Genomic DNA, 12,315 nt, shown 5'->3' on the forward strand with positions numbered 1-12,315 from the left:
GGCGACATCATCCAGACAAAGCTGCGGGTAAACTCCTCCGAGGGGGTCCGTCTGGTGCGCGGCTCGCATATCGTCACGCCCAAACTTTATGATCATGACAAATGCTATTTCTTTCAGGGAAGTGACGGGCGCATTATATTCGCCATCCCCTACGAGACGGATTTCACCCTGATCGGCACCACCGATGCAGACCACGACGACCCCTCCCTTGCGCCCGTCTGCACGGACGCCGAGCGTGACTACCTCGTTAATTTTGCCAACCAGTATTTCGAGAATGACATAAGTGCCGATGATGTAGTCTGGACCTATTCAGGTGTGCGCCCGCTCTATGATGACGGGGCAAGCTCGGCCAGTGCGGCAACTCGCGATTACGTTCTCAAGGTCGATGACGCAGGTCCGCCGCTGCTCAACATATTTGGCGGGAAAATCACCACCTACCGTGTGCTGGCCGAAGATGCGATGGACATGATGGCCCCCTATTTGCCAGCGCTAAAGCCGAAATGGACCGCAGGAGCGGCCCTGCCAGGTGGTGATTTCGAGGTGTCAGAGGTGGACAGTCTTATCGCTGGCCTGCTGCGCGATTACCCCTTTCTTACGCCCGTCTGGGCAAAACGTCTGGTCCGTGCCTACGGCACCGATGCGCGAGGAATGCTGGGCACCGCCAAAGCGGCCTCCGACCTTGGCACGGATTTTGGCGCAACCCTGACGCAGACCGAAGTACGATACCTTATCACCCACGAATACGCGACCTGTGCCGCTGATATCGTCTGGCGCCGCTCGAAGCTGGGTCTGCGCATGACGCCTGCACAAATTACCGCCCTCGATGTCTACATGACGGAGCCCGCATGACCGCCAGCCATATCCTCGCAATCGATCAGGGGACGACGTCCTCGCGTGCTATTGTTTTTGATGCAGCAATGTCGATTGTGGCCAGCGCTCAACAGGAATTTCCACAACATTTCCCCCGGTCAGGCTGGGTTGAGCATGATCCCCGGGACCTGTGGCAAACCACGCTGCAAACCTGCCGCGGAGCACTTGAGAAGGCTTCGCTCACTGCTGCTGATATTGCGGCCATCGGGATCACCAATCAGCGTGAAACGACCGTGGTTTGGGATGTAGAAACGGGCGCGACACTGGGCAATGCGATTGTATGGCAGGACCGGCGCACCGCTGACACCTGCGCAGCCCTGCGCGATGCAGGCCACAGCGATATGGTGCGGGCGCAAACCGGCCTGTTGCTTGACCCGTATTTTTCCGGAACCAAACTGAAATGGATCCTCGACCATCATGATAGCGCCCGCGAGCGTGCCCGCGCGGGCAAGCTCAAATTCGGGACAGTTGACAGCTGGCTGATCTGGAACCTGACGGGCGGCGCGGCGCATGTGACTGATGCCACCAATGCGGCCCGCACGATGCTATATAATATTCATACAGGCGCATGGAGCGACGAGATTTGCGCACTCCTCGATATTCCGCAGGTGATGCTGCCGCAAGTGAAGGACTGCGCAGCTGATTTCGGCATGGCAGATCCTGCGCATTTCGGGGCCGCTTTGCCAATCCTTGGTGTTGCAGGGGACCAGCAGGCTGCCACCGTCGGACAGGCCTGCTTCATGCCGGGGATGATGAAGTCAACTTATGGCACAGGGTGTTTTGCGCTTTTGAACACCGGCACTACTGCCGTGACATCGCAAAACCGGTTGCTGACCACCATCGCCTACCAGCTGGACGGGGTACCCACCTACGCGCTTGAAGGATCGATATTTGTGGCAGGCGCAGTGGTTCAATGGCTTCGCGACGGCCTTGGTATTATCGCGGATGCGGCTGAGGCCAGCAAGCTGGCGCAGACTGCGGATACTGCACAGAACGTTATATTAGTCCCTGCTTTTGTGGGGCTTGGCGCGCCATACTGGAACGCGGATTGTCGCGGCGCCGCATATGGTTTGACCCGCGCAACCGGCCCCGCCGAAATGGCCCGCGCCGCCCTCGAGAGTGTCGGGTTCCAGACCCGCGACCTGCTAGAAGCAATGCAGGCGGACTGGCACGGCAGTGGTGCGGTCCCTACCCTGCGTGTGGACGGCGGCATGGCCGCAAGTGATTGGACCATGCAGTTTTTGGCCGACATCATTGATGCGCCGGTTGACCGACCCCGCATGACAGAAACAACCGCTCTTGGTGCCGCATGGCTTGCTGGTCAGCGCGCCGGAATTTATCCTGATATGCAGGGCTTTGCCGAAAACTGGGCACTGGAGCGCACGTTCACCCCTGAGATGGGGGCGGATACCCGCAAAAACCGCTATGCTGCATGGGGACGTGCTATTGCTGCAACGCTTGCTGTCTGATCTCCCATGGTCAAGCGGCGCAAACCTTGCGATGATGAACGCCGCACCCTCTTTTTCAGGTTCTCCAATGTCCACACCTGCTCCCCTGCCCGATCACGAAGTTACCTACCGCAAAGCGCGCGATCTGATCCTCTTCGGAGAGCTTGCCCCCGGTGAGGCCGTCACGATTAACGGTATCGTTGAGCGCCTTGGCACCGGCATAACCCCCGCGCGCGAGGCTATCCGCCGCCTTACGGCAGAGGGGGCATTGCGTGCCAGCGATAACCGCCGCCTGATGGTACCGAAACTAACACTCGAACAGTTACAAGAACTCACCTATGCCCGCACGGGAATCGAGCCGCAGATTGCGCGCCTTGCCGCCGTTGGGATGGAGACCGCGGATATTGACGCGCTGGAGGCGATCGATGCGCAGGTGAATGCCGCCCTTAAGGCCGGCGATATTCAGGCCTATTTGCGACAAAACCACGTGTTCCACTGGACGCTCTATGCCCATTCCGAAGCAGAAATTTTGATGGCTACAGCTGCTTCGCATTGGCTGCGGGTCGGGCCGTCATTGCGGGTGATCGTAAAGCGGGACCAGTCAACGCCGATGGCAGACATGCACGAAGTGATCATCGAAGCACTGCGCGATCAGGACTATGAAGCTGTCGGAGAGGCCCTGCACAACGATATTCTGCAAGGGCACTCCAACATCGCGCAAGGTCTCGAAGACGCGGATTAGGGTCTAGTCGCGGTAATACTCTTCGATGACTGCAACTTCGTCGCGGGATCCGAGGATAACCGGCACCCTCTGGTGGTGGCCTGTGGGGTCCACTTCCATAATCCGCCCCCGCCCCGTCGACGATGCACCTCCCGCCTGCTCAACCAGCATTCCCATAGGGTTCGCCTCGTACATCAGGCGCAATTTGCCACCCTGTGCCGCATTACCGCTGTCTTTGGGGTATAGGAACACACCACCACGGATGAGGATCCGGTGTACATCGGCCACCATCGACGCACACCAGCGCATGTTGAATTTCTTGGCCCTTGGCCCCGAAGCACCGCGCAGGCAATCATCAATATACTTGCGTACCGGCGCCTCCCACAAATCGTAGCGCGATGTGTTGATCGCGAATTCCTGCGTCTGCGGCGGAATGTTCATGGCAGGCTGGGTCAGCAAAAATTCCCCTGAGCCCGGGTGGTGGGTAAATCCGTCAACACCTTGACCGACGGTAATCACCAAGCCCGTCGAGGGACCATAGATCGCGTAACCCGCTGCAATTTGCTGCGTGCCCTTGATCTGAACGGCGGCAGCATCGGGCGCGGTTGCCGCGTCCAGCCGCACGATTGAGAAAATTGTCCCCACCGAGAGGTTCACATCAAGGTTCGAGGACCCGTCAAGCGGATCATAATAGACGACGAAATCACCCGCTTGCGGGGATTGTTTTCGCCAGTTCACTTCATCCACTTCCTCGGACACCAATGCAGCGACGGTCGGGTTTGCCCCGACGATCTGCTGAAAAATCTCGTCCGAGATGACATCGAGTTCTTTTTGCGTCTCGCCCTGGATATTTTCCGTATTGGCAGTACCCAGCACACCTGCAAAAGCACCGTGTCGCACGCGGTCTGCAATCATCTGGCAGGCGGTCGCGATGTCTTCCATCAACATCAGCAGATCCGTGTCTGTCTTTTGTCCCTGAAGCTGCGCACGCAAGGTTGTCTGTGTCATATCGTTTCCTTTCAGAGGCCCCTGCCTACCGGTTTTTGTCTCACACACCGCAGGCATTTCAATTGCCGTAGCGCCGCATACCTTTTGGGGGCTATCGCGATCAAGGGCAAGCCGCGGCGGTTGAGGCTGCTGCCTTTCAACATCCACAAAGCCGACAATCCCCCTGAAATGACGCCTTCAGATCAGGCCAATGTGCAGATTCACCGCAATCATAATCAGGATCAACCCCCCGGTCCACGCAAGCCTTTCACGAAACCTGCGCCGCTGGTTGATGGTGCGGGTCACCGCACCGCCCAAAATAGCAATCATCAGGTCGGACGGGATCGCCGTGAGCGGGACAAGGACGCCCAAAACAAGCAGTTGTAACCGGACATCGGAAACCCCCTCCGGTCCCGCACCCGCATATACGAACGGTGGCAGGAACAGAGCGAAGAATAACACCGTCTTGGGATTGAGTAACTCGACGACAACACCTTGCCAGACGATGGAAGATATCGGTTTCTGCGCGACTTTCTGGGCGGTAAACGAGGTTTGCGCCTCGCGGTGGGCATTGCGGATCATATTGAGCCCGAGCCACACCAGATAGGCCGACCCCAGATAGCGCAGGATGATAACAACCGACGGCACCTCCTCGAACAGTTTGGCCAGCCCCAGCGCGGTCGCCACCGCCAGTAACATCCCCCCCAGCGCCAGCCCGACAGCCGAAGCCAGCCCCGCCGCACGGCTTTGCCCGACGCTATGAGACAAGACATACAACATTGAGGGCCCCGGCGTCACACTAAGGAAAAATCCGGCCACAAGGACCGCCATCACATTCTCGATCGGTGGCATGGTTTAGCTCGCACCTTGTTTCAAACGGCCCTCGAACGGGTTATAAACCACGTCCTCTGGCAGGCCGGCGGCTCCGGCTTGCGGGCTTTTTGGCCGGTTTCGCAGATAGGGAAAATCCCGCACCAGCATACGCTCCAGATGCGCACCTGCAAAGAAAGGCTCATATTTCGCCGATTGACCAGCGCCAATCAGCTGGGAAAATGGTTTTATCAAGGTATCGTAGTTAGTTGCGACGAAATACGGAAGGGAATAACGCTCGGGGCTTAGGTTCAGAACCCGGTGCGGAGTGGAGCGGAAAATGCCGTTTGTCCATGCCTCCATCATGTCCCCGATGTTCACAATCAGCACATCAGGATCGACGGGGACATCAATCCATTTGTCGTCTTGTGTCATCACTTGCAGGCCCTGATTGCGGGTATGCAGTAGGGTGAGGCATTCGTAATCCGTATGCGCGCCCATGTTCACCGATTTATGCGCGACGGTCTGTGCCTGCCGCACGTAATGCAGCAGCCGCAGCTGTGAAATCGGTTTGTTCATATGGCCTGTCATGGCACCTGCAGGCAGGCCCAAATGCCCTTCGAGGGAGGAACAGATCAGCCGGCCTAACGCCGACACCTCACGGTAGTACTGCGCCACAGTATCCTGAAAGCCGGCCAGCATGGGCCAGACATTAGGCCCTAAAACACGATTGCCCGCGCAATAGTCGGGATCGTTGTGAGGCAGGTCGAGCCCCAGGTCGAATGCCTCGTAGCTACGGTTTACCTCGTCGGGATAGTCGCCTTTTTCGGTAAACGGCACGTACCCGCGATGATTGGTGCTTTTTGCGATATAGTACTGCTGTTTGAAGTCGTCCTGAAGGCCGAAAAACTGCTCTGCCACGCGGTAGACATCAGCGATGAGCGCGGTGTCGATACCGTGATCGCATATCCGGAAAAAGCCGATCGTGCGCGCAGCTTCACCTATGGCATCAGCTACCGACTGCACCTGCGCAGGGTCACCTGACCTCAGCGCTTTGACACTAATCAGGGGCAATTGCCCGTCTTTGTTGTCGACCGAAATTCTTGAAATCAGCATATCACCTCCAGCAGCTATTTACTTTTGGTTAACGGATTATGGTTAACAAAATCTTTCCCAACGTCACTTGGCAGGAAAATAGAGATGAAAAACAGATCCTTCTCTAGCGTCCGATACAACGTCGACCGTTCCGCCTGACTGCTGCATGAAGCCCAGCACCATCGACAGCCCCAGACCCTTCCCCTCGCCTACCTGTTTGGTCGTGAAGAACGGGTCGAATATCTGGTGGAGCCTGTCGTGGGTGATCCCGACTCCGGTGTCCGAAACGCTCAACCTGACATAATTGCCAGCGGCCAGATTGGTGGATAACGGCCGCTGGTGGCTAAGGTCGTGCACTGTGTTGCGCGTGCTGATTGCAATTCTGTCACCACGCCCCGGTGCTGCCGCCATCGCATCGCGGGCATTGCCGAGCAGATTGCCCATCACTTTTTCAAATACTTCCGGATCAAGCTCGACAGAGTGCAAGCCCTCCCCAAGGATCATGACAACCTCGTCCTGCGCTACTTTTTTAGGGTCAGCGCAATAGGCGCGTAGAATATCATTCAGATCTACACGTTGCGGGCTGAGGCGCGTGCGCTGCGAAAACGCCAGCATTGAGTCGATTACAACACCGCCGCGCGCCGCCGCGTCTTGGGCGGCCTTAAGTGTCTCACGGGGGCCGCCTTCTGGAACATCATGCTCCAGAAATTCCAGATTACCGGAAATGACTGTCATAAGATTATTGAATTCATGGGCAAACCGCCCGGTCAGTCGGCCCACGGCCTCCATTTTGCGCGCATTGAACAGCTCCGCCTCCAACGCTTTACGGTTGGTAGCTTCGCGGCTCAGCTCTGCGTGGGCCTCAACCAGATCGTGGTAGCGCTGTTTGGACCGGTCGGCCTCCGCCAACAGCTCCAGCTTGGCGGCCGTGAGGGCGGCAATCGTGATCAGCACCTCAAGTTCGGCGGGACCGAACGCACCCTTCTTGGGATGTTCGCTGTCGATGATACCAACCACACGATTGCCACAGACAATCGGAACACAAATCTCCGAACGTGCGCAAGACGTGTCAGAAATGTAGTTTTCGTCAAGGCTCAGATCATCCACAATCATTGGCGTGCGGCTTTTTGCTACCTGACCTGTAATCCCTGAACCAAACGGAATTTTTAGCGGGTTTAGGATGCTCCGGCCAAAGGGGTTCTTTTCCCCCATCGCGGCAACCTGAACCAGTTCGGTTTGCTCGTCATTGGCCTGATAGATCACACAATCAACAAAGCTCAGCGGCCCGACAACATTTTGCGCCACATACCAAAAAAGATCTTCCACCGTTGGAATTGTGATCAGATCGACCGCAAATGCATTGAGGGTTCTCAGCGTCGCGGCCTCGCTTATCCCGGCCTGTCTGTCGTTGTTGCGTCGCTGCATGTGTTATCCCTCTGTATCACTTGGCATATTTAACACAACGCAGGTTCTCTGAATAGGTATATCAAGAATTTTTCAACCATGGATTGTGCTTTCTTACGCGCAAACATTGTTTGCCACGGCTCCGACACCCTACCGTGGCGGCAACCGCACAGCCCCATCAAGGCGTATGGTGGTCCCGTTTAAAAACCGGTTGCGGATAATCTGGTCGGCAAGCAACGCAAATTCCGCCGGCGCTCCAAGGCGGGCGGGAAAAGGGATATTGGCCGTGATCTTAGCAGTGACATCTTCGGGCAAGCTTTCCATCATCGGGGTCAGAAACAAACCCGGAGCAATGGCCATAACGCGGATACCAGACTGTGCCAACTCGCGCGCGGCGGGCAGGCACATGGCAGCAATCGCACCTTTTGACGCCGCATAGGCCGCCTGCCCAAGCTGTCCGTCCTCGAACGCAACCGAAGCAGTGTTGATCACCACGCCACGTTCCCCGTCCTCCATCGGTTCTTGCTCTGCCATGCGGCGGGCGGCATGGCTCATCACATTGTAGGTGCCAAAGAGGTTAACCTTGAGCGTTTTTTCGAACACATCGAATGAGAGTTTGCCCTCGCGTCCGACAATACGGGCTGCCAGTCCCACGCCCGCACAACTGACTGCGATGCGGGGTGCGGCACCGAAATGCGCCGTCGTGGTATCAAACGCGGCACCCACCGCGGCCTCGTCGCTGACATCGGCCTGTACAGCGATTCCGCCGATTTCGTCGGCCACGGCCTGTGCCCGAAGGATGTCAAAATCAAGGATTGCTACCCGCGCACCCTGCCCCGCCAGATGCCGCGCCGTAGCTGCACCCAGCCCACTGCCACCACCGGTTACCAATGCAATTTGCCCTGAAATATCCATAAAAACCGCCCTCTCCATGCTTATACGCCCCCATGGATAACCGTTTCATTCACCAAGTATAGTCATTGTTTTTTCAGCCTTTATGGCCTGCCATTGCAGTCGCCCGCAGGAATCGGTTGCTAAACCGGTCACTTCTCCGCTAAGAAACGATATTAAAGGCGCTATCGGAATAAAGCGTTACTCAAAGAAGGCCGCAGAGCCTTTGGATACAGGTGTACAGGACAATGGCAAAGCGGCTCGCGCAATTTGATATTAATACCCGCATTCGCGAGAATGCGGAAGACCTCGCAGCAGCACTCGACAGCCATATGCTCAAGGTCTTCGCACCCGATGCGCGCAAAGTGCTGCGTCAGTTTTCGGCAGGCGAAGCGGCGCAAATGCTCGGGATCTCTACCAGCTTCCTGCGCAAGCTGCACTTCGACGAAAAAATCCCTGAAGTAGAGGCAAGCTCAGGAGGGCGCAGGCACTATGATGCGGAAACCCTGCTGGAAATACGAAAGATTCTGGAAACCACCGCTAAAGTACCGGGCACCTACATGCGCGGCCGTCGGGCCGACGACAAGGTTCAGGTCCTGTCATTCCTCAATTTTAAAGGCGGCTCCGGCAAAACGACCAGCGCCATTCACGCAGCACAACGTCTGGCCCTCAAGGGGCTGCGTGTTCTCGCGGTTGACATCGACCCACAAGCGTCCCTAACCACCCTGTTTGGCTATAGACCAGAGGTGGATTTTCTGAACTCCGGCACCATCTACGATGCAATTCGCTATGATGATCCCCTGCCCTTTTCACAAATCATTCAGAAGACATATTTCACTGGCATCGACCTCGCCCCCGGCGGCCTTTTGTTGCAGGAGTTCGAACACGAGACGCCGCAGGCGTTGCGCGCCAATGTTCAGCCCGCGTTCTATGCGCGCATGGCTGCCGCACTTCAGGAGGTGGAGGATCAATATGATGTCATCATCTTCGATTGCCCTCCGCAACTGGGCTACCTCACGCTGTCAGCACTATGCGCCTCGACCGGTGTGATGATCACTATTGTGCCAAACATGCTCGATGTGGCGTCTATGTCGCAATTCCTCCAGATGAGTGCCGACTTACTCGATGTAGTCTCTAAAGCGGGGGCAAATATGACTTTTGACTTCATGCGGTTCCTGATTAACCGCTACGAGCCTAACGACGGTCCGCAACAGCAGGTCGTGGCCTTTCTGCGGCAATTGTTCGGTGACGAGGTCATGGTGGCGCCGATGCTTAAATCAACTGCGATCAGCGATGCGGGCCTGACACAGCAGACCATCTACGAGGTCGAGCGCGCCGCATTCCATCGCCAAACCTATGACCGTGCGCTCGATTCACTCAATCTTGTGAACGACGAGATTGAATCGCTGCTACAACAGGCATGGGGGCGCTAACAGATGGCACGTAAAGGTATATTAGGCGGCGACATTCCCGCCAAGACAGAGCGACGCAAACCTGTGGAAGCGCCACACCAGCCACGCGGCGCGGTAGGTGCGTTGCAATCCTCACTGACCAAATTGCAAGAGAATGCCGTGCAGGAGATTGATGCAAGTTTGATTGACGATGCGGGCATCGAAGACCGGCTTGGTGTGGATAGTGCCGCGCAAACCCAGCTGCGCGAGAGCCTGAAAGCCTACGGACAACAGGTGCCTGTCCTGCTCCGCCCCCATGCCAAAAAGCCGGGGCGCTTTGAAATTGTCTATGGCCGCCGCCGCCTCAAGGCGCTGCGGGATCTGGGCATTCCTGTAAAGGCCATGATACGCCAGCTTGACGATCACGCCCTTGTCATGGCGCAGGGGCAGGAAAACACGGCACGGCAAGACCTGAGCTTTATCGAGAAAGCTTCTTTCGCTGCGCAATTGGCCGCCCAAAACTACGAGCGCCAGACGATTGCCGATGCGCTGTCGATTGATCTGCCGATGGTTTCGCGGATGCTCAAGGTTGGCACTGCTTTCCCCCTGCCCTTCTTGCGGCAGATTGGGTCTGCACCTGGGATCGGTCGCGACCGCTGGATGGCGCTGGCCAAGGCGCTGGAGGACAACAACAGCCGCGGGCACACAACCGCTCTGATGAACACGCCCGAATTCGGCGCGCTGGGATCAGATGCACGGTTCGAGGCGGTGTTCGAGCGCGCCGCCCGTGTCACCCCTGCCGCACCCAGGATCACCCCAAAACCGCGCACCCTGCGCGGCATCAACGGCAAGGCTTTGGCCGATATAAAATCAACATCCAAGGGAGTCACCCTGACCATAAGTGCAAAAGGCGCTGAAGGGTTTGACACATGGGTCGACGGCAATGCCGAGACGTTGCTGCAAGAGCTTCACGACCGCTGGCAACAACAGCGGCGCGAGGACTGAGGAAGTAGTAATAACAAAAAGAAAGGCACGACCCTAAGGACAAAAAGAAAAAGCCCCCCAGGATTACTCCCGGAAGGCCATTCTCGATCTTTGCACATCTGAGATAGCCGCCTCCGGAAACTCTGTCAACTCTGCATCACGGTGCAGGGGCGGATGCTTATTGTCTTTCGTGAAAATCCGATGAAACACTCCCACCAAACGTCGTTTGGGCGGCACATCTCGGCTGTCCCTATCAAACCCAAATCCGTTGTTTCCGACGCTATGGTTGAAAGCGCGGAGCAATGGGACAAATGGCATCTCCTCACCGCGCTGACCCAAGCTGCAGAGGAGTTTGGGCTGACCCACAGAAGCATCGCAGTCCTGCGCGCCCTGCTCAGCTTTCATCCCACGCGGGCGATCGGCATCACACCCCACAGCGCCATCGTGTTTCCCGCGAACAACACATTGTCACAGCGCCTTGGCGGTATGCCCGAAAGCACGTTGCGCCGCCATCTGGCCACGCTGGTCAGCACCGGTATTGTCAGCCGCCGTGACAGCGCAAATCGTAAACGGTTTGCAAGGGCAGCCTCAGGCGGCACACGCCTTGCTTTCGGTTTTGACCTGTCACCACTGGCACGGCTGGCAACAGATATCATGGCCGCCAGCGAGGCCGCACAGGCCAGGCGCACACACTTGCAAACCTTGCGTGCCGAACTTGCCGCTTTGCGTCAGGAAGCGATTGACCACAGCGGGCCGGATACAATGACTGATACCGCATTCAAACTACTGCGCCGCAAGCCCGATGAAAAAACGCTAAAGGCCGCAATTAGTGATCTACAAATTCGCGCTGACACAATAAAAACGAGCGCCGCTGACGCCCAAAATGAGCGGCACATACAACCTGAATCTAAAATATATTCAAAACTAGAACAGCAGTTGGATCAATGTAACACAACACAAGAACCTTCTTTTGAGGCAGTGGTTGGATCATGCACAGAGTACCTGAGCTTTTTTCCAGAGCCTGTGCGAAACTGGCATGACCTGTCTCGGGTTGCCTACGCGCTGGGGCCGATGATGGGAATAGACAGACCTACTTTGGAGCAAGCCAGCCGGCAGATGGGGCAGCGGCACGCAATCGTCGCTGTTTTATGCATCCTTGAAAATCTGGAGCGTATTGGAAATCCCGGCGGGTATCTTATGCGACTGGTCCAGCAATCCCGTGAGGGGCAACTGGACCTCGCAACGCTTCTTAACCAACGCACATTGCTGAAATGATCAGGAATTGTCAGCTGACAATCTGTATTATACATGTATTACAAAGGCTTGCATATTTAATGTCGTCAAAGATAGGCGGCTTCGACTATAAATTCCACCTTGAGTTCGGGGCGCGCCAGCTTTGCCTCGCCGCACGCGCGGGTAGGGGCATGGCCTGCGGGCACCCACGCATTCCAGACCTCATTGAGGCCCGCAAAGTCCTTCATATCGGCCAGCCATATTGTAACGCGCAATATATGCTCGCGCGAAGATCCGGCTTCTACCAGAAGCGCGTCAATCTTGGCCAGACAGGCACGGACCTGATCCTGTATTGTGTCGCCTTCTGCTACCTGTCCTGTAAGGTAGGCAACGCCGTTGTATTTCACGATTTTAGAAGAGCGTTGGCCGGGTTCGATGCGTTCAATCATAGATGTGTCCTGTAAGTTGAAAGTAATACATA

Annotated in this window: 12 protein-coding genes; 6 read left to right on the forward strand and 6 right to left on the reverse strand. The window is 56.6% G+C overall.

The window, feature by feature from the left end; all coding sequences use genetic code 11:
• The 3 genes from glpD to C8N30_RS18965 all read left to right on the forward strand — a co-directional run.
• Nucleotides 1-849 (forward strand): glycerol-3-phosphate dehydrogenase (gene glpD, locus C8N30_RS18955; RefSeq protein WP_120222910.1); only part of this gene is annotated, 849 nt, incomplete at its 5' end.
• The gene (gene glpK / locus C8N30_RS18960) at nucleotides 846-2,339 is read left to right on the forward strand and encodes a glycerol kinase GlpK (RefSeq protein WP_015063185.1); all 1,494 of its coding nucleotides are present in this window, start codon (nucleotides 846-848) and stop codon (nucleotides 2,337-2,339) included. The genes glpD and glpK, both read left to right, overlap by 4 nt.
• 67 nt (nucleotides 2,340-2,406) lie before the next feature.
• On the forward strand, nucleotides 2,407-3,060 hold the full coding sequence (locus C8N30_RS18965) for a GntR family transcriptional regulator (RefSeq protein WP_015063186.1): 654 nt from the start codon (nucleotides 2,407-2,409) through the stop codon (nucleotides 3,058-3,060).
• Nucleotides 3,061-3,063: 3 nt separating this feature from the next.
• Here the strand turns inward: C8N30_RS18965 and C8N30_RS18970 are convergent, their stop codons facing one another.
• From C8N30_RS18970 to C8N30_RS18990, 5 genes are all read right to left on the reverse strand, one after another.
• Entirely contained in the window at nucleotides 3,064-4,047 is a 984-nt protein-coding gene (locus C8N30_RS18970) for a class 1 fructose-bisphosphatase (RefSeq protein WP_015063187.1), read from the reverse strand.
• 177 nt (nucleotides 4,048-4,224) lie between these two features.
• Entirely contained in the window at nucleotides 4,225-4,878 is a 654-nt protein-coding gene (locus tag C8N30_RS18975; RefSeq protein WP_015063188.1) for a LysE family translocator, read from the reverse strand.
• A gap of 3 nt (nucleotides 4,879-4,881) precedes the next feature.
• Complete coding sequence (locus C8N30_RS18980; protein ID WP_015063189.1) at nucleotides 4,882-5,952, reverse strand: isopenicillin N synthase family dioxygenase; 1,071 nt, start codon at nucleotides 5,950-5,952, stop codon at nucleotides 4,882-4,884.
• 63 nt (nucleotides 5,953-6,015) lie between these two features.
• Nucleotides 6,016-7,356: an ATP-binding protein gene (locus C8N30_RS18985; protein WP_015063190.1), complete on the reverse strand. Its 1,341-nt coding sequence runs from the start codon at nucleotides 7,354-7,356 to the stop codon at nucleotides 6,016-6,018.
• Between the two features lie 129 nt (nucleotides 7,357-7,485).
• Nucleotides 7,486-8,250 (reverse strand): SDR family NAD(P)-dependent oxidoreductase, encoded by a 765-nt coding sequence (locus tag C8N30_RS18990; RefSeq protein ID WP_015063191.1) that lies wholly within the window; start codon nucleotides 8,248-8,250, stop codon nucleotides 7,486-7,488.
• Between the two features lie 224 nt (nucleotides 8,251-8,474).
• On the opposite strand from C8N30_RS18990, the gene repA reads away from it, so the two are divergent.
• From repA to repC, 3 genes are all read left to right on the forward strand, one after another.
• Entirely contained in the window at nucleotides 8,475-9,659 is a 1,185-nt protein-coding gene (gene repA / locus C8N30_RS18995) for a plasmid partitioning protein RepA (protein ID WP_015063160.1), read from the forward strand.
• 3 nt (nucleotides 9,660-9,662) lie between these two features.
• Entirely contained in the window at nucleotides 9,663-10,622 is a 960-nt protein-coding gene (repB, locus tag C8N30_RS19000; RefSeq protein WP_015063161.1) for a plasmid partitioning protein RepB, read from the forward strand.
• A 153-nt stretch (nucleotides 10,623-10,775) separates the two neighbouring features.
• The gene (gene repC, locus C8N30_RS19005; RefSeq protein ID WP_025060863.1) at nucleotides 10,776-11,876 is read left to right on the forward strand and encodes a plasmid replication protein RepC; all 1,101 of its coding nucleotides are present in this window, start codon (nucleotides 10,776-10,778) and stop codon (nucleotides 11,874-11,876) included.
• A gap of 65 nt (nucleotides 11,877-11,941) precedes the next feature.
• Here repC and C8N30_RS19010 read toward each other — a convergent pair whose 3' ends face one another.
• Nucleotides 11,942-12,283, reverse strand: coding sequence for a RidA family protein (locus tag C8N30_RS19010; protein WP_015063163.1), 342 nt, complete (start codon nucleotides 12,281-12,283; stop codon nucleotides 11,942-11,944).
• Nucleotides 12,284-12,315 lie beyond the last annotated feature (32 nt).

The sequence above is a fragment of the Sulfitobacter guttiformis genome (assembly GCF_003610455.1).
GTDB lineage: Bacteria > Pseudomonadota > Alphaproteobacteria > Rhodobacterales > Rhodobacteraceae > Sulfitobacter > Sulfitobacter guttiformis.

Coding starts and splice junctions, on each gene's coding strand:
- C8N30_RS18970 (WP_015063187.1), bottom strand. CDS start 4,047: ATGACACAGACAACCTTGCGTGCGCAGCTTCAGGGACAAAAGACAGAC.
- glpK (WP_015063185.1), top strand. CDS start 846: ATGACCGCCAGCCATATCCTCGCAATCGATCAGGGGACGACGTCCTCG.
- C8N30_RS18985 (WP_015063190.1), bottom strand. CDS start 7,356: ATGCAGCGACGCAACAACGACAGACAGGCCGGGATAAGCGAGGCCGCG.
- repB (WP_015063161.1), top strand. CDS start 9,663: ATGGCACGTAAAGGTATATTAGGCGGCGACATTCCCGCCAAGACAGAG.
- C8N30_RS18975 (WP_015063188.1), bottom strand. CDS start 4,878: ATGCCACCGATCGAGAATGTGATGGCGGTCCTTGTGGCCGGATTTTTC.
- repA (WP_015063160.1), top strand. CDS start 8,475: ATGGCAAAGCGGCTCGCGCAATTTGATATTAATACCCGCATTCGCGAG.
- C8N30_RS18990 (WP_015063191.1), bottom strand. CDS start 8,250: ATGGATATTTCAGGGCAAATTGCATTGGTAACCGGTGGTGGCAGTGGG.
- C8N30_RS18965 (WP_015063186.1), top strand. CDS start 2,407: ATGTCCACACCTGCTCCCCTGCCCGATCACGAAGTTACCTACCGCAAA.
- repC (WP_025060863.1), top strand. CDS start 10,776: ATGCTTATTGTCTTTCGTGAAAATCCGATGAAACACTCCCACCAAACG.
- C8N30_RS19010 (WP_015063163.1), bottom strand. CDS start 12,283: ATGATTGAACGCATCGAACCCGGCCAACGCTCTTCTAAAATCGTGAAA.
- C8N30_RS18980 (WP_015063189.1), bottom strand. CDS start 5,952: ATGCTGATTTCAAGAATTTCGGTCGACAACAAAGACGGGCAATTGCCC.